Source organism: Cohnella soli (assembly GCF_042655525.1).
Taxonomy (GTDB): domain Bacteria; phylum Bacillota; class Bacilli; order Paenibacillales; family Paenibacillaceae; genus Cohnella; species Cohnella soli.
The window spans coordinates 63907-88032 of the sequence record NZ_JBHSMI010000028.1; the positions used below are offsets into that span (position 1 = coordinate 63907).

13 protein-coding genes are annotated in these 24126 nt (G+C 53.0%); 6 read left to right on the forward strand and 7 right to left on the reverse strand.

Annotation, left to right across the window (positions count from 1 at the left end):
- Window positions 1–2 precede the first annotated feature (2 nt).
- Both ACFPOF_RS16725 and ACFPOF_RS16730 read left to right on the forward strand, forming a co-directional pair.
- Window positions 3–1652, forward strand: a complete 1650-nt coding sequence (locus ACFPOF_RS16725; RefSeq protein ID WP_378134642.1) for a response regulator — start codon at window positions 3–5, stop codon at window positions 1650–1652.
- An 86-nt stretch (window positions 1653–1738) separates the two neighbouring features.
- Window positions 1739–6517, forward strand: a complete 4779-nt coding sequence (locus ACFPOF_RS16730; RefSeq protein ID WP_378134644.1) for a DUF4838 domain-containing protein — start codon at window positions 1739–1741, stop codon at window positions 6515–6517.
- Window positions 6518–6615: 98 nt separating this feature from the next.
- On the opposite strand, the gene ACFPOF_RS16735 is transcribed toward ACFPOF_RS16730, so the two are convergent.
- The 4 genes from ACFPOF_RS16735 to ACFPOF_RS16750 form a co-directional block, all read right to left on the reverse strand.
- A complete protein-coding gene (locus tag ACFPOF_RS16735; RefSeq protein WP_378134646.1) occupies window positions 6616–7701 on the reverse strand; it encodes a peptidylprolyl isomerase in 1086 nt (361 codons plus the stop codon).
- A gap of 71 nt (window positions 7702–7772) precedes the next feature.
- A complete protein-coding gene (locus ACFPOF_RS16740; protein WP_378134648.1) occupies window positions 7773–10343 on the reverse strand; it encodes a right-handed parallel beta-helix repeat-containing protein in 2571 nt (856 codons plus the stop codon).
- 233 nt (window positions 10344–10576) lie between these two features.
- Entirely contained in the window at window positions 10577–12607 is a 2031-nt protein-coding gene (locus tag ACFPOF_RS16745; protein ID WP_378134650.1) for a hypothetical protein, read from the reverse strand.
- Window positions 12604–14019, reverse strand: coding sequence for a sialate O-acetylesterase (locus ACFPOF_RS16750; RefSeq protein WP_378134652.1), 1416 nt, complete (start codon window positions 14017–14019; stop codon window positions 12604–12606). The genes ACFPOF_RS16745 and ACFPOF_RS16750 overlap by 4 nt, the downstream gene beginning before the upstream one ends.
- A 210-nt stretch (window positions 14020–14229) precedes the next feature.
- Between ACFPOF_RS16750 and ACFPOF_RS16755 the strand changes: the two genes are divergently transcribed.
- Entirely contained in the window at window positions 14230–15282 is a 1053-nt protein-coding gene (locus ACFPOF_RS16755) for an NAD(P)/FAD-dependent oxidoreductase (protein WP_378134653.1), read from the forward strand.
- Between the two features lie 998 nt (window positions 15283–16280).
- Here the strand turns inward: ACFPOF_RS16755 and ACFPOF_RS16760 are convergent.
- A complete protein-coding gene (locus ACFPOF_RS16760) occupies window positions 16281–17345 on the reverse strand; it encodes a Gfo/Idh/MocA family protein (protein ID WP_378134655.1) in 1065 nt (354 codons plus the stop codon).
- A gap of 44 nt (window positions 17346–17389) precedes the next feature.
- Window positions 17390–19639 carry a helix-turn-helix domain-containing protein gene (locus ACFPOF_RS16765; RefSeq protein WP_378134657.1) on the reverse strand — a complete coding sequence of 750 codons (2250 nt, stop codon included), beginning with the start codon at window positions 19637–19639 and terminating at the stop codon, window positions 17390–17392.
- 384 nt (window positions 19640–20023) lie between these two features.
- Here ACFPOF_RS16765 and ACFPOF_RS16770 point away from each other — a divergent pair, with 384 nt between their 5' ends.
- From ACFPOF_RS16770 to ACFPOF_RS16780, 3 genes are read left to right on the forward strand one after another with little or no spacing between them, the layout of a single operon-like run.
- Complete coding sequence (locus ACFPOF_RS16770; RefSeq protein ID WP_378134659.1) at window positions 20024–20926, forward strand: ABC transporter permease; 903 nt, start codon at window positions 20024–20026, stop codon at window positions 20924–20926.
- A gap of 16 nt (window positions 20927–20942) precedes the next feature.
- Window positions 20943–21809: a carbohydrate ABC transporter permease gene (locus ACFPOF_RS16775; RefSeq protein WP_378134661.1), complete on the forward strand. Its 867-nt coding sequence runs from the start codon at window positions 20943–20945 to the stop codon at window positions 21807–21809.
- A 44-nt stretch (window positions 21810–21853) separates the two neighbouring features.
- On the forward strand, window positions 21854–23419 hold the full coding sequence (locus tag ACFPOF_RS16780) for an extracellular solute-binding protein (protein ID WP_378134663.1): 1566 nt from the start codon (window positions 21854–21856) through the stop codon (window positions 23417–23419).
- 233 nt (window positions 23420–23652) lie between these two features.
- Here the strand turns inward: ACFPOF_RS16780 and ACFPOF_RS16785 are convergent, their stop codons facing one another.
- Complete coding sequence (locus ACFPOF_RS16785) at window positions 23653–23802, reverse strand: hypothetical protein (RefSeq protein WP_378134665.1); 150 nt, start codon at window positions 23800–23802, stop codon at window positions 23653–23655.
- Window positions 23803–24126 lie beyond the last annotated feature (324 nt).

Here is a 24126-nt window from a genome sequence, read left to right on the forward strand (position 1 = left end):
GCATGTACAGATTGCTCATTGTGGACGACTTGCCAATCATTACGAACGGATTGGTCGAGCTATTCGAGAAAGAAGGAAATGCCCGGCTGGAAATCTACAAAGCGTATTCAGGCTTTGAAGCGCTTGAACTGATGAAAAAACAGCGCATCGATATCGTACTTTCCGACATCTTGATGCCCGGCTTGGACGGCATCGAGCTGCTGCGGCAAATCCGCAGAAGTTGGTCGATGTGCAAGGTGATATTATTGACGAGCCACAGCGAATTCAGTTATGTGCAGAGCGCGCTCTCGCTGGGTGGACTCGAATATATTCTGAAGACGGAGAACGACTCGGTGATCGTCCAGGCCGTACAGAAAGCGATTGACCGCCTGGATGAGGAGCAGGACGCGAGAAAACTGATCGAGAAGGCGCAGGCGCATATGAAGCTGGCGCTTCCGACGCTGCAGAGAGAGTATTTATGGCTTTTGCTGCAAGGGAAAAAGGTGGAAAATGAGCTTCTGGCCGAGCATTTCGCGAACATTCAGCTGTCTTTCCGGGTAGCCGATCCTGTGCTTTTGCTAATATGCCGGGTGGATGACTGGAACGAAATTACGACGGCGCCGGACAAAGCGTTGATCATTTATGCCGTTCAAAATATCGCCGAGGAATTTTTGGCCGAATCCGCCAAGCTCGTCTCGCTCGTGTACGAGCCGTCCAAAATCGTATGGATATTGCAGCCCCATTCCACCCTTGCGGAAGACTGGGAAAGAGCGTTCCATTATGTGAACGGCATGACGGAAATGATTCAGAGCAAGTGCCGGGAACTGTTGAAGCTGTCCGTTTCCTTCGTGCTTGGCAGCCGCGAAGTCGCCTGGTGCGACCTTGCCGAGCGGTTCCGCGCGCTGAAGTTTCTCCTTGTGCGCGGACTCGGCAGACAAAGAGGCACGCTGTTGACGGACTTGAAGGCGATGACGTATTCCGATGAACGGCGCGCAGGACTGCAGGAGCCGGTACCCAAAAGCGACGAGCTTCCAATTAAGATGCAACTGCTGATGAACGGGCTGGAGAACGGCAGCGAAACGGATTTTTACCGGCTGTATGAAGAGTTGTCGCCGATTTTCACGGACGAACGGGTGTCTCGTCTACACAAGCTCGAACTTTACCATGCGTTGTCTTTCATGTTCCTCACTTTCGTAAACAAATACGATTTGGAGAAGGAGCTTAAAGACCAATGCGATTGGGATCGGCTAATTCGTTACGACGAGCAAGTCTCCTGGGAAGAATGGAATCTCTATTTTCAACAGCTTGCCAGCGCTATCATCGCCTGGAACCTTAACGAACAAGAGCAGAGCACCCACGAGGTCGTCAAGAAGGTACATGATTTTATCGAAAATCATATTTCGACGGATATTTCGCTTATTCATTTAGCGGATCACGTGAATTTGAACCCCTCTTATTTATCGCGTCTCTATAAGCAAATTACCGGCAACGCTTTGTCCGATTATTTGACCGAAATCCGAGATCGGAAAGCAAAGGATCTATTGAGGAAAAGCACGCTGAAGGTGCACGAAATCGCGGCGGCGCTCGGCTATAACTCCTCCCATGCGTTTATCCGTTTTTTCAAGAAAATAAATCGGATGACGCCGCAGGAGTACAGGGAGCAATGGGGATAGCGAGAGGGGGGTGAGGCCGCAACGCGCTCATCTTATTTTGTGTTGCGTGGAAAGGGTTTTAGAAAATAACTTTTGGAGGCGCTTTCATGAAAAGGTCATCTGGAAAACGCACGACGTTGATCACGCTCATTTGCTTGCTGTTTTCTTCCTATTCTACGGCATTCGGTGCAGGCATAGCGGCTAATCCCAAAGCTGCCGCCAGTGATCTTGCCGGACATTGGGCGGAACCGCAAATCGCGGATTGGTTAGACAAGGGCTTGCTCAAGGGATTTCCTGACGGAACGGTACGACCGGACCAAACGATTACGAGAGGAGAGCTGGCTGCTCTCGTTAACCGGGCATTCGGATGGGTAGAAGCGGCGGATATTCGTTTTGCGGATTTGGCAACAACGAATTGGGCTTATTCCGATATCGCCATTGCGATAAAATCGGGTTACTTGCAAGGTTATGCGGATGGAACGATCCGAGCCCAAGAAAAGGTTTCCAGACAGGAAGCCGCAGTCGTCATCGCCCGGTTGCTGCAGTACGATTTGACGAAAAATACCGCCGGGGCTGAAGCCTTTACGGATGCCGCTCAGATGGCCTCCTGGAGCAAAGGGGCGATTGGCGCGGCTGCGGCGAAAAATCTGATAAAAGGCTACAAGGACGGCAGCTTCAAGCCAAAAGCCGTCATCACGAGGGCGGAATTAATCGTCGTATTGGATCGGGCGATGGCGGAACGGGAGGTTGTTTATAGCCAAGCGGGTACATACGGCCCGGCCTCCGGAACCCAGAGCATTACAGGCGATGTAACGATTTCCGTTCCCGGGGTTACGCTGCGAAACATGAAGATTACCGGTAACCTTACCGTGGCTGAAGGAGTCGGGGAAGGCGACGTCTTTCTCGACAACGTAACGGTAAAAGGAACGACAACCGTCAAGGGCGGCGGCGCAAACAGCGTTCATTTGAAAAACGTGAATTTAAACATCCTTCGAATCGAGAAAACATCGACCGGTGTCCGCATCGTTCTCGAAGGTACGACGACCGTCGTCCAGGTAATCGTGGCTTCCGGAGTTGGAACGGGAACGACGATCGTGATCGATCAAGATGCGAGGATCGATGCGCTATATTTGAACGAGATCATTAAGGTACTCGGACAGGGCGTAATCGACAAGGTCATCTATGGCGAGAAAGGGCAAGGGACGACATTCGAGCGCAAGCCGAATAAGGAAGAAGGCGGTTCTGCATCCGGCAACGGCGGATCGCCGACGACAACGCCGGAACCTTCTTCGTCGCCGGAACCTTTGCCGAGTGCTCTCGTGAAAGAAGGGATAGCCAATGCGGATATCCTGGTCAGCCCGCTAGCCGGCAAGATGGAAACGCTTGCGGCAGAAGAGCTTCAGCGTACGATTAAGATGGTTAGCGGAGCAGAGCTGCCGATTTACAAAGGACAAAGCGATGGGGATGCCCTTAGCGCGCAGCTGTGGGAAAACGAGCTTGACGTTCATCAATTCGGCAGTTATCCGATTCGACTTTCGCTGATTAATAACAGCAGCCATCCTGTTCGCGTTAAAGTGGCACAGACGGATGCTGGTCCAGTTACCGCTTACTTTGGGAATGAAACGATGCTGGGGGCAAAACAAAGCCAAACGATAGAAGGTACGATTACCGTATCGAATGGAGCTGCGGAAGGAACGCATAACGTTTCGCTGCAGGTAAGCTCTGACGAAGTTCAGACCTCCACGCTAACCTTAACGGTAAATCTGGACAGAAATCTGATCAAGAACGGCGGGTTCGAGATCGGCGGGAGTCTGCCCGACGGGTGGATTGTGCCGTCCGGCGCGCGGGATAATCAAGTGGCTCACAGCGGCTCCGGCTCGCTGCGGATCGATCTTGGACAGTACCCGTATATTAACGCAACGACCAATCAGCGCCTGATTTTGGAACGAGGCCATCAGTATACGCTTCAAGCCTATGTGAAGGGGAGTGCCGCTTCCGGTCAGAAGATTGTATCGCAAATCATGGAAATGAAAAATGACGGAAGCTATAAAGACGGTTCCGGCCAACAGGTTACGAATATTACAGATCAATGGTCGTTAGTGAAGTTGACCTACACGCCAAGCGTAACGGCTGTATTCGATTACAACTGGGTTTATTTCTATGCCGTCGAGGGAACGGATCACCTGTGGATCGACGATGTAACTTTGATGGAAACGCCGCCGCAGAACCCGATCAGCAATGGAGGATTCGAAACGGTCGCTGCGGATGGGCAGCTTCCGGCTGGCTGGAACGTACCGTCCGGTGCACTGGATAGCCAAGTGAAATATGAGGGAACGCACTCGCTTCGCATTGATCTTGGGCAGAGAGATTACATTTATGCGCGTACGGACCAACGGATAATCCTTCAGGCGGGCCATGAGTATACACTTCAGGCCATGGTAAAGGGCAGCGCCCCGTCAGGCCAGAAGGTTATCGCGCAATTCGTGGAAATGGGGAATGACTGGTCCAGCAATCCCGGCACAGATCAGACCTCGTTCAACGTGACTGATGAATGGACTAAAATAGAACTCAAGTATACGCCGGATAAGGCGACCCAATTGGACTATGCGTGGATCTACTTCTACATCGTGGCCGGAACGGATCAGTTATGGATCGATGATGTGACGCTGAACGAATCGGCAAGCGAGACTCAGAACGCCGGAAGCCAACATGTTACTGTGGTAACGTCTAGCGACAACATGGATAATGAGCGGCTTCAGATTATTTTGGGAACGCCGGACTCTAATCCGAAACTGTCCAGCTTATTCGGAGACGACGTGGCCTATCTGCACAATTCCGACGGCTTTGCCGTCAGGAAGGCGGGTAATCGGATTTATATTATCGGCACTGAACCGAAGGGGGTGCTGAACGGAGTCTATGATTTTCTGGAAAAGAACGCCGGGGTATTGTGGACGCGCTCAAGCACGACGGATAAGGGGACTCTATACGATCCTCTAGCCACGATCAAGGCAGTAAAGGCGAATTATCGCGAGAAGTCACCGTTCCAAGTCCGCGGGTTTAATCTTATCGGGTATGGAGCGAACGGGGAATACCACGAGGATCCGGGCACGGAAGCCATGATCGCAAGCAATAAAATGAATGCCAAGATGGCGGAGTTCGCGAATCAATCTCTATGGGAGAGACATGAGCAAGTAGGCGTACAGTCGTTTACGCTCGGTCATAATCTGGGCTACTGGCTTCCGAATGAAGTATATTTCGCAGAACATCCCGATTATTACAATACGGATGTCAGCGGCGAGAATTACATTCCGGTCGCGGATGACACTCAAATCAACTTCTATCATCCCGATGTTCCGGGGGTGATCGCCGGCCGCGTGAAGCAGTTCCTGAGCGAAAACCCGATCGAATATGTTGGAATCGGCATTAACGATACCCATTATTTTCAACAAGGAGAGCTGAGCCGCTCGCCTTTTACTACGGCTGCTGGCGTCGTCATTCAGCCTAACGAAGCGGATTACCAGTCGACCGTATTCTTCTCGTTCCTGAACAAGATCGCAGCGAAAGTGAAAGTAAGCAATCCGAATGTCAAAATCGTTACGTTTGCCTACTTCTTCACGGACGTTCCGCCGAGAGTCAAGCTGGAAGATAATATTGTTGTCGTTCTGGCACCGCTGACCGGGGATGACCGCGTTCCTTTCAACACCGCCGATGAGACCAATTCGAATTATCAACATCGGCTGAAGCTGGAGGGCTGGCTGAAAAATACGAAAAACGTGGTCATGTATAACTATTACGGCTCTTTCAACTCGGACACTTACGAAAGGCCGATTGCCGAGAAGGTTCAAGCCGATATGAAGTATTACAAGAGTTTGGGGATTACGGGGGTCATGCCGGAGATCGTCATGGATGCCAGAATTCCAAACTGGTCCATTAATGCACTACAGTTCTGGTTGTTCCAGAAGCTCATGTGGAACCCGGATGTCGATCTTGCCCAGCTTAAATCCGACTATATTCGGAAAGCCTATGGTGCAGCGGCCGAACCGATGAAGAGGTATTATAACCTTATCGAACAGGGCTGGAATCAGTATCACGATCCTATTGGCTATAATACGAGCCCCAAAACGTATATCGGCAAATACATCATTGAAGCGGGAATTAAAGATGCGGCACAAGCAGCTTTGAATGAGGCATGGACGCTGGCGGACGCTAAGGCGAAGGCAAGAATCGAACCGATCAAGACGACGTTCGAACGAATGGTATTAGAGTATAGCGAGCAGTCTGATTTAGAAGCGCACGCTTTGAGAACGACCTCTAGTAAAGAGGATATTGTCGGCGTGACCGATTTCAGTCAAGGCCCATGGGCGAATGCCGAAGCGGTGACGGGATTCTACGTGATGAACACGAAGACACCGGCACCCGTACAGACAAAGGTACGTCTGTTGTGGGACGATAATAACTTGTACGTCGGCTACGAAAATTTCGATGACGATATATCGAAAATCGTGGCAAGCGATACCGCACCGGGAGAATGGTGGGCTAGCGGCGCGGACGACGACAACGAAACGTTTATTACGGGCGACGCGACCGGCTCCTCCTACTACGTCTTTTTCAACAATACGAAAGGCTTGAAGCTGGAATATAGCGGACCCGTCCAGAACAGCAGCTTCAGCAAGCCATGGGAAAATTATACGAAAGTCGGCGATGACCGGTGGATTTCGATTCAGGTGATCCCTTTCGACAGCATCGGCGTCAATCCTTATGTTAACAAAGCGCTACAAGGCTATTTCTTTAGAAGCTATCACGGCATGGGAGGATTTTTCGGCTGGGGAGGCGGGACGGTGTGGAGTTTTGCGGACTTCTACCCGATCCGACTGCAGCAGGACTGATGTCTATTAGCGAGTAAGCACATAGAGAAGCCCCCTTGTCTTGTCGTCAACGGCGATGTCTGCCCGACGAGACAGGGGGGCTTATTGACGTGAACCGGTTATTTTGTCTCGCGCAAAACGACCGTAGCCTTTTGTGCCATATTGTCGATATACGCTTCATAGCGGTCGCGGACGTAGGCGATTGCGACTTGCTCTCTGACTTCATCGAAATCGCGGGCAGCTGCGTCTTTGCGTTCTACGCACTTTACGATCAGATAGGCGTTGCCGATCTCCAGAATTCCACTGGATTGGCCGGCTTTCAGCTTGGAGACTTCGGACAGCAGCTGCGGAAAATATTTGCGGTCTGTTTTGGCCGAGGCGCTGTCGAACGTTTGTGCACCGCGACTCTGTCTGTCACCTGCGTTCTCGTTATAGATTTCTGCGAGTTCGCCGAAATCCTCTCCGGCTTCAAGCTTCGCCAGGACTTCTTCCATGATGGATTTGACCGCCGTTTTCCGGGTCCGGTTCACGCTGCCATCCTCATCGACGAAGGAGACGGTTATTTTTTCAATCTTTGTGTCGTCTTTTCCGTCGTAATGGTTCGCTTTCGCCGCCTCGTCGTAATACTGTCTCAGATCCTCTTCATTAAAGGCGAGCTCGGAGCTTCTCAGTTTGTTTTCCAATTCAATCGCCAAGTTGGTCAACTTGTAGTCGTAATAAGCGGCCTCGGTATATTGAAGAGGTCCGTAAATCACCTCCTTCGCTTTTACGGCGGCCGCCCTACGTTTGTTTTCGAGGGTGAGCTGCTTGAGGAAAGCGGAGTAGGAGATGTCGCGGACGAGTCCCTTGTCCCGAGCCAGCAGTTGCTGCAGCTTGGCGCGGACGCTTCGGTCAAGGGCGCGTTTTTTTAAGCTTTGCAGCGGGGTTTCTCCCTCATAGTCCTTTGTCCAGAAGTCAGCCGTCTCTTCCCGCACGCCATAATGAATTTGAAAATATTGAAAAACCTCCGTACGTTCCGCCGAGACCCAATGGTTAAATTCGGCCAGAGAGATCGGCTCCCCATTAACGGTAGCGACAGTAGGCTCACTATGACGCTGCGGAATGAGCAGCATTAACGCGATCGCGCAGCCGACGAACGCCACGCTGACGCCAGCCCAAACGGCGTATGGTTTTCCGGCGACGATACGACGGCTCCATTGTCCCATAGAAATCAGCCTCCAATGCGTTCAAGAGGACGGCAGGAACCATCCTCTTGATTCAGATGCTGACGACGCTGTCAGCTGTAAGTGATCGTGGGATCCCAATTTACATTGTCTGCGTAATCGTTGACGACGTTGGAATTGACCCGGAAGTCGATGTTGTCCCCCGCGTTAACGGTCGTGACGACGCTATGGGTATAACCGGTGGAGTCGTCCCAAGCGATCGTTTGATTGCCCCAGATCGTCGTCAGGTTTTTCAGAATCGAGACGACGACGCCGTCCCCCGTATTTACGTTGTCCTTCTTGACTGTGCCTGTAATCGTAATCGTGCCCGCCTTCGGCGCGACCCATGTCCGGACGGCGTCACGCCCGGTTTGCGCATGCTGCGATGTGCTCATGATCGTGGAGTAATTGACGTTGCCGACCCACCAGCCTTTGGCGGCGTCCCACGTTTTGTACGTGTAAGAGCTGCCGTTCCACTCCCTGTAGTACCATCCATCCTGCCCTTGCGTTTCGCTGAAGCCTTCGGAGGCTTTCCATACTTTGCGATCTCCCCATGTAATCGTAGGGTCCCAGTTCAAGGTGTCGCAGTAGTCGTTCAGCGTATTTTTGTTGATGCCGAAATAGATCGTATCGCCCGCCGTAACCGTCGTCGTCAAATAGAGCGAATATCCCAGCGCATCGTTGTAGGCTACGACCTGTGGTCCCCACAGTGCGGAGCCGTTCTTCATCATGGTCGCGACCGCTCCGTCTCCGCACGTCACGTTGGACTTCCGCACCACTCCGGTTATCGTAATCGTGCCCGTGGCGGGGGCCACCCAAGCTCTCACTGAATCGTTGGCCGCGTCGGGCGCGATCAGGTTTTTCGTGATGATGGCGTAATATTGGGAACCGACCCACCACTGGTTAGCGGCGTTCCAGGTGTCGTTCGAATACGTGCCGTAAAATAAGTTTTTCTGCTTGTAGTACCATTGGTCTTGTCCTTGCACGTCGCTGAATTGAAGGGAGGCCTTCCAGGTCGTTCCAATGACGGGAGCGAGAGGGGGCGTCGGCGGAGTTCCCTGGTATTCGAAAGCGCCTCTGTCGGTACTGCCTCCCGCATAAGGTATGGGATTGCCCCAGTAGTCCTTGCCGCCGTTATTCGCGATCGCAACGCCGGTATTGATGGCCGGGGAATTCGGTTGAAGCTTGTAGCCGTCGACCGTGTTTCTGCCGTTGCCGCCCGAGCCTGGATTGACGAACTTCGGATCGGCGGTCGACTTGTGCGGGTCCGCCGGCTCGCTGCTGTGATGATTGCCGAAAAACGTATTGTAGTCGAAGCTTCTCGGCGTGTAGCCTCTTGTGCAGGCGTTGCAGTCGAAGGATAAAATTCCGGAGTTGTAAATAATGTTGTTCTTGAAGTTCAGCATGGAATCGCTTGTAGTGGGATCGGCATAGTCCCACAAAAACAGGAGGTTGCCCGCCGCGCTTGTAAAGATCGTGTTGTTGTAAATGTTCGCGTTCACGTTTCTGCCGCAGCTCGCGAACAGGCGGGTTCTGTCGTTCTGACTTATGTTGTACCGCACGACGACGTCGTCATTAAAAGACTGGGGCCCTTCGTAGTTGCAAATATCCATAAAGCCGCCTTCGTTGTCGTGACTATAGTTGTACTGATAGAGCGATCGGTGGGAATTGCCGTCGGCATCGAATCCGAGTCCGTCGGCGCCGTTCGGATTGCGGGTTAAATAAGCTTCGTTGTATTGATACACCGCATCGTCCGTATTCATATTCCAGATCGCCGTATGGGAGCCGCTCATTCTTCGGTCCGCATTGGAGACTACGTTATACTCCACCAGCGGGCCGGCGCTCTCGCAAATGACGATCCCGTCGCCGCCGATATCGTTAAGCGAATTGCTGCGCACGACGACATTCGTCGACCCTGCCCAAGGTCCCGCTCCGCCGTTCATCGCGCCGCGATTCATCCAGCCGCTGCGCAGGAAAATTCCCGTGCTGTCGACGGACTTGATTGTATTGCCTTGAATGAGCACGTCGTTGTACTTCGTCGAGACGGCCGCTCCCGTTACCCGAACGATAATGCCGCCTCCGTCGAGATCCCAATCGCCGATAATGCTGTTGACATCGTGTATGTCCAAGTTAAGCAAATGGATGTAGTTGACGACTCCGAAGTCGCTGGCTTCGATCCAAACCGCCCTTCTTAGCGCTCTTGTCGGACCGAGATTCGTAATTTCCAGATTGCGGATTTCCCAATACTGCTGATTGTACAGGCGCACCGTTTCCGTAACCGTCCCCGCGCCGTTAATGACGGGCTTGCTGCCTGTTCCGTACAGATCCACCACGATCGGATTGCCGCTCGCGCCGGAGCCTTTAGGCCACAGCTGGCCGGTATAGCTCGTTCCGGCTTTGAACAAAATCTTGTCTCCCGCTCCGAATGTCGTTGCGTTGACTTTCGCCAGCGTTTTCCACGCTGCGGTCGGACTCGTGCCGGAGTTGCCGTCGTTACCGCTATCCGCATCCACATAATAAGTCGTATTCGCGGCGTAAGCGGTTTCGGGTTTAAGTGCGGAAACAAGGAGCCAACAGGCGGCAGCCAGCGTCAAGCCCATCATCAGGATGTAGAAAAGCGTGCGTCTTTTCTCCGTATTCGCCATTCCTCATGCACCTCCGTCTTTTGATTAAAAACGACAATAAGTTCGGATCACCGCCTTCCCGTTTCGTTCGCGGGTAACGAAAAAAGCCCCGTTCCGGCATGCATGCATGAATGAATTCATCGTATGCCGGGGGCGGGGCGATTCCGCAAACTGTCTATTTTGAAACACCTTCATTATAAAAGCGGTTGATGCAGAAGCTCTATACGCATGACTTTACATTCATGTACTGTTTTTTACATTGGCAGCCCTGGCGCGTCGGTCGATCTATGCAGAAGCGCAACGGACAGCGCGGGAATCCGGCAGTTTACGATTTTTGCATTCCCTTCGCTGTCCAGCGCGATGGGACGACCCTGCGGTTCCGATCGGCTAAAGAGCATCCAGCCGTCTCCCGTTAAATCTCCACCGGCCAATTTTATCTCCTCGATATCGTCCAGCGAGTTGTTGACAAGGCAGATCGTTTGTTTGCCGTCCGTACGGAATTCATATACGGCCGTATGGGGGGCGTAATTGGCGATCCGGAGCGGCTGCGTGCCGCCAGTTGAACCGATCGTTTCTTGAAGAACCGCCCGGCGAATCGGATTGAGCAGGCCATGGGGGGCCTTCTGGTCGTAGGGAAGTATGAAAACGCGGCCGTTCGCGATCGTCATCCCCGGACAAATCGCCTCGCCTTGTATGGTGCAAATTTGCGAAATGACGTTCGCCGCGCCTTCTTCGTATTCGATATCCAAAAAACGGCCGAAGACAAGATGCGGTCTCATGCGGCCTTCTTTTATGCTTGCATACGTGCGGTCGTTCACGATTTGCTCGATCGTTTGCAGCTCGCGCCATTCCGCTTTGGCGATCCCGCCAAGGGCGCCGAGCCCCAGGTCGTGCAGCGTGTGAGCGGCTTCCCCGTCGAGCAGCACGAAATGCTCGGCGAACAGCCGGCGGATTTCAGCCTCACCGTAATTGCGCAAAATTTGGCCGGACAGGGCGAGGATGCCGCCCGGTTTCGGCGTCTCTGCCGCATACGTATTGGAGATGCCGTAGGCGGATAGCAGGCTGGCCCAGAACGTTTCGCGCGGGTACAGCTCTTCCATGGCAAGTGGCCCGGATGTGTGCAGAAACCCGGAGGAGCGCTCGCTCATAAGCACCTGCACGCCCTTCGCATCTTGAATGCGGAGCCCGAGGGAAGTCGCCGAGTTCAAGAAAGCTTTTTCTTCGCTTAACCAGCTCTCCGCCCGTTCTTCAGCGTAAATGCCGTTGCCGATCATATCGACGATGTTGAGCGTGATCCCTTTGCTGCCGAGCAGCAGTGCCGTTTCTAATTGATATTTCTGAAAAGCCGCAGATTTGGAGTAGGCGGTATACGGCACATTTTCCAGTTCGGGATAGACTTCCGTGTTTTCGGGAATCAAGGCGGCCGTCTGGCGGGATGTCGCGTTGAACTCCCATGAATAATGGATTCCGCTCGTCTCCATGTAGGCGGGCAGATGGGGCCGAATAATACCGGGCCGGCTACCGCCGAACGCATTTATGATGCCATGCCAGTCCCGGCCTTCGGCGGCATGAGCGCTCGGCACGCTCGACATCAGACCGATCCGGGTTTCGGGCGACACCCGGTGCACCGCGTCGCCGATCTCTTGCGCAAGCTGCACGAGGGTACTGCGGCACGATTCCAACCAGATTTGCCGGTACGGGTGAGGCTGACCTTCCGCAAGCAATCCCCGAACAAAAGCTTCCCGATGCAGCGAAGGCATGCCTGCACGCTCGGCGAATTCGCGCAAATGATGATCGCAGAAGCAGCCGCCCCACGCAAGCGGATTGTGGTTATGGAAGCGAAAATCGTCCTCCACCCATAACGCGTAGGGCTTCATCGTCGCATAAAACGCGTACAAGCCGGTAATGTATTCGCGCCACTCCGGGCAAAGCGGACAGACAACGGTGCCCGATTGGTTGCCTTGCGGATCGACCATCAATCGAAACGATTTGTCGGCGGGGAGTACATTGCCGGCGGAATCGTGCAGCAGCGTGTTCAAGGGGTTGATGGACGTCGTGACGCCGATTGCGGTGAGTGCCTCTTGGGCCCGCCCAATCGTCTCAATCCAGCGCGAGGCTTCCTCCAAGGCAATATGATTTAAATTCAAGGGTGCGATAAAAAACATGACGTCGTCGATTTCCGCAGCGCGGCAGAAGTTCGATAGCGCGTGGATGCGCTCCTCTTCGAAATGGCCGGGCTGCAACGCGAAACGCAACATATAAGCATAAGCGGACAGAGGAATCACCTTTTTTCCTGTTTGATTTTATAACCGTAGAAGGAGAGCATCGGCATATGCGTACCCGTATCCAGAACCGGAAAGGCCGAAGGATTCGTTTCGTAAGCGCCATGGACGACGGCGGCGCCTTCCAGCGGGCGGGAGAGCTCCAATTCCACCTTGATCTTGTCCGTAATCCGCCAACGCGTAATGGGGGCTTTGCCCTGACCGTCCTCGACGGTAAACACGGGCTCCCGGTTCCCTACGGCGAACAATTCGCCGGTCACATCGGCAAACATCAGTAAGATCGTCGGTGTTCCGTCATGGCTTTCAGGGTCGTATGCCGCTTGGACGATGTTGGGCGCCCGATATGCTGCGGTTTTACCGTAGTCGGCCGCCAACGCCGCCTTTGCCAATCGCCCGCCGATGAGCAAATTGCCGGCAGGACAGTTATGAATAATATCCGACAGCGGGCTGTCGAGCGAAGGCACGACATACACCCGGGAGAGAGTCATAGCGGCCGTTCTTTGGGCTTCGCGAACCTCGCCCCACCAGCAATCGGCTTCGTCTCCCTCTTCGGAGCTTGCGTTTCGGTTCAACTGCACGGTCAGGACGGATAGATCGTTATCGGACATATCCTCGCGCCAACGTTCCACCATGCGGGAAAACCGGCTTAGATAGGTGGGGGCGTTCTCGGGATCGCAGTCGCTGCAGCCTTGATACCACAGCATCCCCTTTACTTGGCCTCCCGCGCTCCGGATAACGTCCATCATATTCCGGTACAAATCGCCGTTTTCGTCCGGATTCCATCTGGACAGCGGGGAACCGCCGAGCGCGGTTTGCAGCAGGCCGATCGGAACGCCGGTTTCCTTCTTGATCTCTTTGGCGAAAGCCAGATAGGGCGAATGCCCCGGATTCACCGGCTCGCCGTTTAGCGCCTGCACCGTCCCGGTAGATTCGTTCAGCGGATGCGTTGCCAAATCCCACTGCCCGTTATGCCGCAGCAGGTGAACGCCCATCTCCGGCGGATCGTTAACCGCGCCTCTGCCGTAACCGGCCGCATTGCTTTGTCCGGCGATGACCCAAATATCGCCGACGACGACGTGATGGATCATATCGCCGCGCGTCGCAAGTTCTATCGGCTGTCGGTCGCCGACCCGGAGACAGGTTTCGATTCTGTATAAGCCCCCGGTCGGAATATCGCGTATCGCGGTATTCCACTCGCCGTTTCTGTCAGTAGCGCATCGTCTCCAAGGAACAATATCGCCGCTGCCGTCCTCCTTGACGACGCGAGTATAGACGCTCGCCAATTCATCGCCCGCGCCGGGCAGCGCCGACCAGATACCAGACAATTCGATACTCCCGAAGTTTCCCTTGCGTTGCAAGATCGCCCAGTGCCGCAACCCCCGTTGAATCTGAACGCCAAACCGTTTGGCTTCCATTGCTGATTTTCCTCCAATACCGGATTGTTCGCGAAAATTATAAACGGGATCGGCAGGGGGATCTATACACATGTTTTGATATTCGGGTACATCTGTTTACTAGATTCGATCAATTAATAATGATTTTCATTCTCATTGATAATGTGATAGGATTGAAGCAACGAAAAAAAAGCCACTCGAATCAATCCAGAAACGGAGAGGACATATGACATGAACGACAGGGAAATTTTCGACGTGACGATTATCGGGGGAGGCCCCGCGGGGCTGTACTCCGCTTTCTATAGCGGCTTGCGCGAGATGCGGGCCAAGATTATCGAGTTTCAGCCTTACTTGGGCGGCAAGGTGAACGTCTACCCGGAGAAAATGATTTGGGATGTCGGCGGACTGACACCGACGACCGGGGACAAGCTGATTGAGCAAATGATCGCGCAGGGCCGTACGTTTGATCCCGAAGTCGTACTCGGCGAGAAAGTGACGTCGATTGTGAAAGGCGAAGATGGGATTTTTGCGCTTCATACTTCTTCGGGTGCCGCGCATTATTCCAAAACCGTCATTCTGGCGATCGGATACGGGATCCTGAAACCGATGAAGCTGAAGCTGGAAGGCGCGGACCGGTTCGAGGTTGGCAACCTCCATTACACGGTAAAATCGCTAGGTCGTTTCAAAGACAAAACAGTGCTCATCTCCGGAGGCGGCAACGCGGCGATCGATTGGGCGAACGAACTGGAGCCGATCGCGAAAAAGGTGTATTTAACTTACCGCAAAGATGCGCTGAAAGGTCATGAGGCGGAAGTGTCGAGGCTGATGAGCAGTTCGGTCGTCTGTTTGTTTAACACGGAAGTCGAGAAGCTGATCGCGGAGAAAGCGGAGGAGCGCGTGGACAGGGTACTTCTAAGAAACAATGACGACAATGCTCAAGTGGAGCTGGCGGTCGACGAAATCATTATCAATTACGGTTATGAGCGTGATAGAGACTTGCTCGCGAACAGTGAAGTCCAAATTGAGATGAAAGACGAGTGGAGCATCGCGGGCACGCCGATGAGCGAGACGTCCGTCGAAGGCATCTACGCGGCGGGGGACGCGATCGCTCACGACGGTAAACTGCATCTGATCGCGGGGGCGTTCCAGGATGCCGCGAACGCGGTCAACAAGGCGAAGCAGCATATTACGCCGGATGCAAAAGAGTACGCGATGGTATCTTCGCACAACGATGTGTTCAACGAGCGCAACCGTGCGTTGAAGAAGCAATTGTTCGGGTCGTAAGGCGGTAGTGTAGCCGCATTGGTGACGAAGCTAGTCTGAGATTGATAGTAACTCCCTGCTCGGAGCTTCGTTTAGGATGGAGTTAGTGTAGGTTTCGAAAGCAACTCTCTGCTCGAAGCCCCGCTGGAGGGGCTCGCTACAAGCACTCGAAAATTCGAACATCTCACTCTCGGATGAGGCTCACTGCAGGCAATTACTCGAAAAAGTCGAACATCTCGCTCTCGGAAGGGGTTCATTGCAGGCAGTTGCTCGAAAAATTCGAACATCTCACTCTCGGATGAGGCTCACTGCAGGCCATTGCTCGAAAAAGTCGAACATCTCGCTCCCGAAAGGGGCTCATTGCAGGCCGTTGCTCGAAAAATTCGAACATCTCGCTCTCGGAAGGGGTTCATTGCAGGCAGTTGCTCGAAAAAGTCGAACATCTCGCTCTCGGATGAGGCTCGTTGCAGGCAATTGCTCGAAAAAGTCGAACATCTCGCTCCCGAAAGGGGCTCATTGCAGGCAATTGCTCGAAAAATTCGAACATCTTGCTCTTGAATGGGGCTCGCTACAGGCAATTGCTCGAAAAAGTCGAACATCTCACTCTCGAATGGGGCTCGCTACAGGCAATTGCTCGAAAAAGTCGAACATCTCGCTCCCGAAAGGGGCTCATTGCAGGCCGTTGCTCGAAAAATTCGAACATCTCGCTCTCGAAAGAGACTCGCTGCAGGCCGTTACTCAAATTAAGTCGTAGGTTTTAGATTAATCGACTGTCACGGTTTGATAGTAACTCCTCGGAGCCTTGGGATCGTAGGGTCGGAATCGGCGGTGGGGAAATGGCGCGTTCTCGTAAGAGGTTGACCTGGCTCCCCGACCGCTCCCTGTATCGCAAACGACTACAACCGAACCGTCTCTCCCGTCAGTCGGCTACGGTTGCCGGCTTGAGGAAACGGGCCACTTCAAGCAACTCGACCGGCGAGATCGGGGAGATCCCGGTGCGCAACAAGGCAAGAATCGCCTCAAGCAAACCCGTGTTCCACCGCCTCTTCTTGTCCAGATAGATGTGACGCGTACATCGCAAGAACGACTGCGACCGCATGGCGCGAATGCTCAAGCGGCGGCCCCGGCAGAGCATCTGCAGAACTCAAGCTTGCGTCCGCTGACCCATCGACAGCACTTAAGCCCCCGTTTGCCCCCGCCTCAATCCGCGCAATCAAATCCAGCAACTGCAGTACAAACGGAGCTTCCTGCGGGTCGATCTCGACCCGTTCATATTCGCCGCCGCGACTGATCCATAGCGCTTTGCCGGTTTCCAGCCGCAGCATGCCTTCCGTAAAGACAATCTCCGTTTCGTTGCGAGAGAAGCCTTTGTAGCCGGATTGCGACACGGTTGCGGGAATGCCGTTCGCAAGATGGAGGAACGCCATGCCGCTGCCTTCGATATCTCCTTTGCCCCCGTAATGGCTCGTTACCGCTTTAACCGAGCGAACGGCGGAGCCCGCAAGCCATGTGATTTTGTCGACGGAGTGCGAACCCAGATTCATCATAATACCGCCTCCCGCGAGCGCCTTCTGGAGAAACCATGCAGGCCGCTGCTCCCGGAAATAGTATAAATTACGAACATCGTTAATCATGACGAGTGTGCCTAAGCTTCCCTCGTCGATAATCCGTTTCGCCGTCCGATTCTCGGCGATGTAATGCTGCGTATGGCCGACCATCAGGCTGACGCCCCGTTGCTGTGCCGCCGCAATAATCTCGTCGCACTGGTCGACGTCCAGCGCCATCGGTTTCTCCAGCAACACGTGAACGCCTGTTTCGATGCAGAACAATGCCGCTTCCCTATGCAAGAAATGGGGCAGGGTGACGATCGCAATATCCGGCTTCTCCCTCTCGATCATTTCCTTGTAATCGGTATACGCGGAAATTCCGCTGGAGCCGCCGCCATAACGCGCCGCCAACGCACTCGCGCGTTCCTCAACCAAATCCGCGACCGCGACCGCAGCCGCTTGCTCCATTCCCGCCAGCGCGATCAGGTGATCTTCCGCGATCGCCCCTCCGCCAATAACCGCCACACGATATGTCATGTCGAACAACCTCTTCCCCGAAGCCTGCGACCGAAGCCGCTGAACTATAACGTATTTTTGCGATACTCGCCCGGCGACATGCCGGTGATCTTCTTGAACGTGCGGATGAACGAATTGGCGTTTAAGTAGCCTGTCCGAACGGCAACCTCCTGAATTTGCAAGTCCGTGCCGGTCAGCAATTCCTTCGCTTTACCGATGCGGACATCATTCAAATAATCGACGAAGTTGACGCCTTGTTTCTTCTTGAAGTAAGTCGAAAGATACGTGCCGGTAATGTTCAGTTTGCTCGCGAGAATATCCAAGGATAGATCGCCCGCATAATGCTCGTCGATATAGCCGAGAGCGAAGCTGATGATCGGATCGCGTTCTTCCTTCTTCCGGCGAATTGCCTCCGCTACCCGCGTCACATAAGCGGTCAGCGCCTTATCAAGCTGCTCCAGCGTCAAACATTCCTCGATCTCCTCCCATGGCGTTCGCTGCGCGTCTCCGTTCGGCAGTTCGGATTCGGCCTGAACGGCTTGCAACGTTTTCTGCGCTTTGATGACGATGTCGCGGGCGAACGACTGGAAAGCCGCCGCCGTCGCGCGCGAACGCGACATGCCGGCCAAGTGCCGCGAGACGAGCTGCCGCAGTTCCGTTTCGTTGCCGTAACGCAAATGCGTGTAGAACTCTTGCTCCTCTGCGGCGCCGAGCGAGTGTCGGCCGGCGGACGGCCGGACGTTAAACAAAATTTGCGTCTCGTCGTTCAGCATGCGTTCTTCCGTCATCGCGGCAGCTTGCTCGTAAGCGGAAATCAGCTCATAAGAGTGGGCGAAGATCGGGCTGACGCCGATCGTGAAGTAACCGAACGCTTTATCGAGGTCGAACGTCGGTTTCATCTTATCGAGTAACGTCAGCGCTTCGGCAGCATCGCCTTCCGTAAAAATAAGCGTCACGATCCGGTTGCGCTCGATCTGGAACGTCTGCGAATCCGGGAACCGTTCTTTGAATTCAAGCTGAATGTATTCCTTATAGATGAATACCGCCCGTTCCATTTCGCTTGTCGGCTGATCCTGAAACCAGCGCTTAAACGTCATGTCGTAGACGATGACGAGAAACGGTTTGTCCGCGAATAGCGGGCTTTTCGGCTCGCCGGTTCCCGTCCGGATCATTTTGAGCCGGTTAATGTAGGCATAATAACGCAGCGTCGTCTCGTTCTTTTCGAGATGGTGCCTGGCGTCTTCGTTGGACTTGAGCAGTAAGCTCATTTTTTCCCCGATGTAATCGAACTCGGTAATTTGCGTCGAAAGCAGGCCCGGCTTCTGCCGCTTCAGCGCGTCGACGATTCTCTTTAATGGCCGGTTCACTCGGAAGCTGAAAAGGACCGATGCGCCAAGGCTGATCAAGATCGCTACGCCTAGCAGGCCGATGAGCACGAGATTCAAATGTTTGATCTGGGACGAGATTTTTGCATACGGCATCGACAGGACATAAGTCAACCCGCTGTCATGGCCTTTGGCATAGAACACATAATTGCCGTTTTTCTTGAAGTAGCCTTCCTGTTTCGGCATTTCGGCAGGGACAAGCGTCTGATCGGACTCGGATGTACGATAAAGCGATTCTCCGCTCGTGCCGAGCAGCGAGAACTGACTGTCCGGGGGAAGGAACGCTTGCGTCATTTTACGAGCGTCGAGGAAAGCGATCATGTACACTTCCGATTGTCCGTATTCCTTCATGACGATGGGATACAGAAGACCGATCGGCTTCTTCTGATGCGAGAACACTTCGGAGAAGACGGCTGAAGGAAACAGCTTGAAGCTGTAATCTTTGGCAAACTCCGTCTGCCAGAACGAGAAAGAATATATGTCGCTCAAATAGAATTTCTCGAACATTCGCTCCGGCTTGACCGTGCCTTCTTTTTCGATCATCAGATTGCTTTTCGGAAAATAGAGCATGACATTGTTCAAATAGAGTGACTCGTTAGAGAGCATATAGATGATGTCTTTCTGAACTTGAGACACCATCTCGTAGTTCACGTTCTGCCTGTCGTTCTTCAAGACGGACTTTAAGATGGACATGTGGTCGTTGAAATACAGTTGCAGCACCGTTTTGCGGACGAGTGCCAATTGTTTATCGTAATTTTCGCTTGCGAAGCCGAGGTTTGAGCTGCTGTTCTTGATGATCTCGTCCTGAATCGTATTCCGGAAAAACGTATAGGAAAAAATGTTGAACGACAACATCAAAGCAATAATCGCCAGGAAGCTGGCGAGCAACTTAAAGAGCAAAGAGTTCATTTTGCTGCGTATGAAAGTCATTCTGCCGGCCTCCCGATCCCTCGTATCACCTCTTTCCACTATAGCGGACGATCTAATTCCTTCATAGATGCAGCGACGTTCAGGCGATATACGAATTTCAATATCGTTACCCGATCTTTCGATTGTTGCAAAAAAGCGCGTTATTCAAAGAACGGAAGATTTCGCTTCGGCGGCGCCGGGACTATGCTGAGGTCGTGTCTGAACACTCGCTCAGGGGCATCCTTCACCGCCTTTTCGCTCCCTGCTTCGTCACTTTTGCTCGACGTACCCCCGGTACGCCTTCTCAAAAGTTCCTTGCATGGAACGAAAATTCGGCAAATCCTGCTCCCCTCGGAGTATTCAGACACGACCTAGGTCACATTCCGGAGCGAAAGGAACATCGAGATGACGCTGAGTCAGAAATGGAACAAAGGTAAATGGCTGTTCGCCATGTCTATCCCATGTTTGTTGTATTACCTCATTTTCAAGTATGTGCCCATCTTCGGGATTGTCGTGGCCTTTAAGGATTACAACTTGTACAAGGGCATATGGGCGAGCGACTGGGTCGGCCTGAAATATTTCAACCTATTTTTCGACAGTCCCGACTTTTGGTTGCTGCTTCGCAATACGTTCTTGCTTGGCTTCTACAATCTGGTGTTCGGATTCGCGGCTCCGATCATCCTCGCGCTTCTTCTTAATGAAATGAGGCTGCAGGTGTTCAAAAGGTTCGTCCAGACGGTCAGCTATTTACCACACTTCATCTCGAACGTCGTCGCTGCGAGTATGGTTATCATTTTCCTGTCCCCGTCGGGTGGGATGTTTAATCGAATGCTGGAGTCGATTGGACTCGAATCGGTCAACTTCATGATTCAGCCGGGATGGTTCCGTCCGATCTACGTTCTGTCCGAGATCTGGCAGCATGTCGGCTGGGAATCGATCATTTTCCTGGCAGCGCTCACAGCGATCGATCCTTCTTTATATGAAGCTGCAGGCATCGATGGGGCGAACCGTTGGAAGAAAACCCTTCATGTCACGCTTCCGGGCATTTCCTCGACGATGATCGTTCTGTTTATTTTGAAAATCGGCAGCATGATGGAGATCGGCTTCGAGAAAGTGTTTCTGCTGTCGAACCCGGCAACGTTTGCGAAAGCGGACATTTTGAGCACTTACGTCTATCGGACAGGTCTCGTCAACGGCAATTTCAGCTACGGCTCCGCAATCGACCTATTTACCGCCGTTGTCAGTTTCGTCTTCCTGCTGAGCGCCAACTACATGAGCCGCAAATTCACCGGCAACAGCCTGTGGTAGAAGGAGATTAGCAGCTATGAGAAAAGGATCGGTATTCGGCGTCGTAAACGGGCTCGTGCTCATCGTCGTTGCGCTTGTGACGTTATTTCCATTCATCTATATGATTTCGGTTTCCTTAAGCGGCAGCAACTACGTGCTAAAGGGCATGGTCAGTTGGTATCCTCGCGGTTTTAACGTCAACATGTACAAGATCGTACTGGACGACCCGCGCATGATGAGGGCGTACTGGAACACGATCGTCTATGCCGCCGTCGGCACGGCCGTCGCCTTGGCTGTGACGGGATTAGGCGCGTACGCTCTCTCGAAGAAAGAAATGTTTTTCCACCGCGGCTTCACGATACTGATCGTCATTACGATGTTTTTCAGCGGGGGCCTGATTCCGACGTTCCTCGTCGTCAAACAGATCGGCATTATGGACTCGATCTGGGCCATGGTGCTCCCGAGCGCCGTCAGTACGTGGAACTTGCTTATCATGCGGACGTTCTTCGCGAATATCCCGAAGGAGCTTGAAGAATCGGGCAAGCTGGACGGGCTCTCCGATGTGGGCATATTCGCCCGTATCGTCGTCCCGCTGTCCGGTGCGATCTTCGCCACGATCGGTTTGTTTTACGCGGTCGGAATTTGGAACAACTTCCTGAATCCGCTGCTTTACTTACGCAATCCCGACCTGTTTCCGCTCCAAGTGATTTTGCGGAACATGCTGCTCGTCGGCCAAGCCGGTGCGGGCGATCTGACCGCTGCGAAGGGAGGTGATTCTCTCATCGTGGAGGAGTCGTACAAGTTCGCTGTCATCCTCGTCTCCACGTTGCCTATTCTTTGCTTGTACCCGTTTTTACAACGTTATTTCGTAAGGGGCGTTCTGATCGGCGCTGTCAAGGGTTAAGAAGTGCGTTATACTACTTACAAAGATAAAGGAGCCTGTCTACGATGAAAAACAGAAAAATCATTATGGCGATGCTGCTGGCGATCGTCCTCCTGATCGCGGGTTGCAGCAAGTCGAATAATAACTATAATGCTTCTCCTTCGGCTTCCGGGTCGCAGCCTGCGTCCGAAAGCCCGTCCGCAACGGCGTCGGCGACGCCTGCGGCGCTTACTGACAAGACATTCACGATGTTGACCGATTCCAACCCGAGCTGGCCGTTCGATAAAAACTGGCCGGTGTGGAAATGGATCGAAGAGAAAACAGGCGCGAAATTCGACGTTCAGCTTCCTTCGGGCACGCTGTACGATGCGCTCAACTTGACGTTCGCTTCCGGCGATCTGCCTGATCTCATCTTCATGCCTGACCGGACGCAAGCACTCAAGTACGGGCAACAAGGCGCGCTTGCCAACATTCTCGACTATAAAGATAAAATGCCTAACTTCCAGCAGTGGATGGACAAATATCCGGAAGTGACGAAGTCGTTCCTCGCTGCCGACGGCAAAATGTACATGCTGCCAACACAAGGTTTCGGCGAGACGAACCGTGTTGTCTGGATGTATCGCAAAGATATTTTCGATAAAAACGGGCTGACGCCTCCCACGACGTACGACGAGTTGTACACGGTGCTGAAGAAATTGAAAGAGCTGTATCCAGACAGCTACCCGCTCGCATTCCGCAACGGCATGAACGCGATGACGAACTTGACGCCGAACTTCGAGACGAATCCGACATATTACAAAAACGACAGCGGCGAAGTGAAATTCGGACCTGCCGAAGACAACTACAAAACGATGGTCGGTTACTTGAACAAGTTCTATAAAGAGAAGCTGATCCCGTCCGACTGGCTGACCCTGCAAACGAAACAATGGCAAGACTTGTTGTCGACGAGCCAGGCATTCATCACCGTCGATTACATCGGCCGGATCGACTTCTTCAACGCTGCTCTTCGTCAAGAAAATCCGGACTTCACAATGGCATTCATGGCGCCTCCTGCAGGCTTGCCAGGCGGCAAGCAGCAGAACCCGTACACGCAAGTCGTTGAGAACAACCTGGCGATCTCCGCTTCGTCCAAAAATATCGACGACATCGTAAAAGTATTCGACTTCTTCTACAGCGAAGAAGGACGAACGTTGCTGAGCTGGGGGAAAGAAGGCGAGACGTACACCGTTGAAGGCGGCCAGAAGAAGCTTAACTCTACGTTCACCGATTCCTCCGACTTCCGTAAGAAAACAGGTCTTGCGACGAACGGCACGTACACATGGATCGACTATGACGCTCATCTTAGCCTGGCGTCCAAGGAGCTCAAGTTCGCTTACGAAGAAGCGCGCAAATACGACAGCAAATTCAATCCGAAGCCGTCGTTCACGGACAAAGAATATGAAACAATCTCGATCACGGGAGCAGCCATCGACAAGTACCGCGACGAGCAAATCAGCAAATTCATTCTCGGCTCGTCAAGCTTGAACGACTGGAGCAAATACATCGACGAGTTGAACAAACTCGGTTTGCCGCAAGTAACCGAGTTGACGAAAACCGCGCTTGATCGCACGGAGCAGATTAGTTTGAAGTAAACGTGTTATGTGAGCTAGGTGAGTGCGAGGGCCCCGGAATCCGTTCCGGGGCCTGTTTTGTAGTATGGTGGTATGTGGCGTGTGGGCGAGGGCGTGCGTGATGCTGGCGGGGAGGCGAGGCGGGCATTTACGTTATTGATATCCGCATCATCCACCGAAGTAATGTTCTGCTGGAACACTAATCGCACTGTATCTCCGTCATCCGTCGAAGTAACGTCCTGCGGGAACACTAATCACCGCATATCTGCATCATCCGTCGAAGTAATGTTCTGCTGGAGCACTAATCGTCCCATATCCGCGTCGTCCGTCGAAGTAATGTTCTGCTGGAGCACTAATCGTTCCATATCCGCGTCGTCCGTCGAAGTAATGTTCTGTGGGAACATTAACCGCCCCATATCCGCGTCGTCCGTCGAAGTAATGTTCTGCGGGGAAATGCCCCGTACGCTACCCGCTGACAGGTAGTTCCTACGGTAAGTGGTGATAACTCACAATTAATTCCGATAAAAACGATAGGAAATTGTGAAAAAGCTATTGACACTGCCGTTGTACGCGTTTAAGATGGGGATACGTTAAACCCGAGTTAACTACGCGGATTTAAGAAGAAGAAGCGGAAATCTACTGGACAGCCAGAGATTCGACAAGAGCGCATCAAGTATGCGCCCTAGTTGAGTCTCTTTTTTTATCCGCGCAAACGACAAAAAAACAAA

What these genes read in the sequence shown, in the direction of transcription:
- ACFPOF_RS16775 (WP_378134661.1), top strand. Translation starts at nt 20,943, where the DNA reads ATGAGAAAAGGATCGGTATTCGGCGTCGTAAACGGGCTCGTGCTCATC.
- ACFPOF_RS16770 (WP_378134659.1), top strand. Translation starts at nt 20,024, where the DNA reads ATGACGCTGAGTCAGAAATGGAACAAAGGTAAATGGCTGTTCGCCATG.
- ACFPOF_RS16735 (WP_378134646.1), bottom strand. Translation starts at nt 7,701, where the DNA reads ATGGGACAATGGAGCCGTCGTATCGTCGCCGGAAAACCATACGCCGTT.
- ACFPOF_RS16730 (WP_378134644.1), top strand. Translation starts at nt 1,739, where the DNA reads ATGAAAAGGTCATCTGGAAAACGCACGACGTTGATCACGCTCATTTGC.
- ACFPOF_RS16740 (WP_378134648.1), bottom strand. Translation starts at nt 10,343, where the DNA reads ATGGCGAATACGGAGAAAAGACGCACGCTTTTCTACATCCTGATGATG.
- ACFPOF_RS16725 (WP_378134642.1), top strand. Translation starts at nt 3, where the DNA reads ATGTACAGATTGCTCATTGTGGACGACTTGCCAATCATTACGAACGGA.
- ACFPOF_RS16780 (WP_378134663.1), top strand. Translation starts at nt 21,854, where the DNA reads ATGAAAAACAGAAAAATCATTATGGCGATGCTGCTGGCGATCGTCCTC.
- ACFPOF_RS16765 (WP_378134657.1), bottom strand. Translation starts at nt 19,639, where the DNA reads ATGACTTTCATACGCAGCAAAATGAACTCTTTGCTCTTTAAGTTGCTC.
- ACFPOF_RS16785 (WP_378134665.1), bottom strand. Translation starts at nt 23,802, where the DNA reads ATGTTCCCACAGAACATTACTTCGACGGACGACGCGGATATGGAACGA.
- ACFPOF_RS16760 (WP_378134655.1), bottom strand. Translation starts at nt 17,345, where the DNA reads ATGACATATCGTGTGGCGGTTATTGGCGGAGGGGCGATCGCGGAAGAT.
- ACFPOF_RS16750 (WP_378134652.1), bottom strand. Translation starts at nt 14,019, where the DNA reads ATGGAAGCCAAACGGTTTGGCGTTCAGATTCAACGGGGGTTGCGGCAC.
- ACFPOF_RS16755 (WP_378134653.1), top strand. Translation starts at nt 14,230, where the DNA reads ATGAACGACAGGGAAATTTTCGACGTGACGATTATCGGGGGAGGCCCC.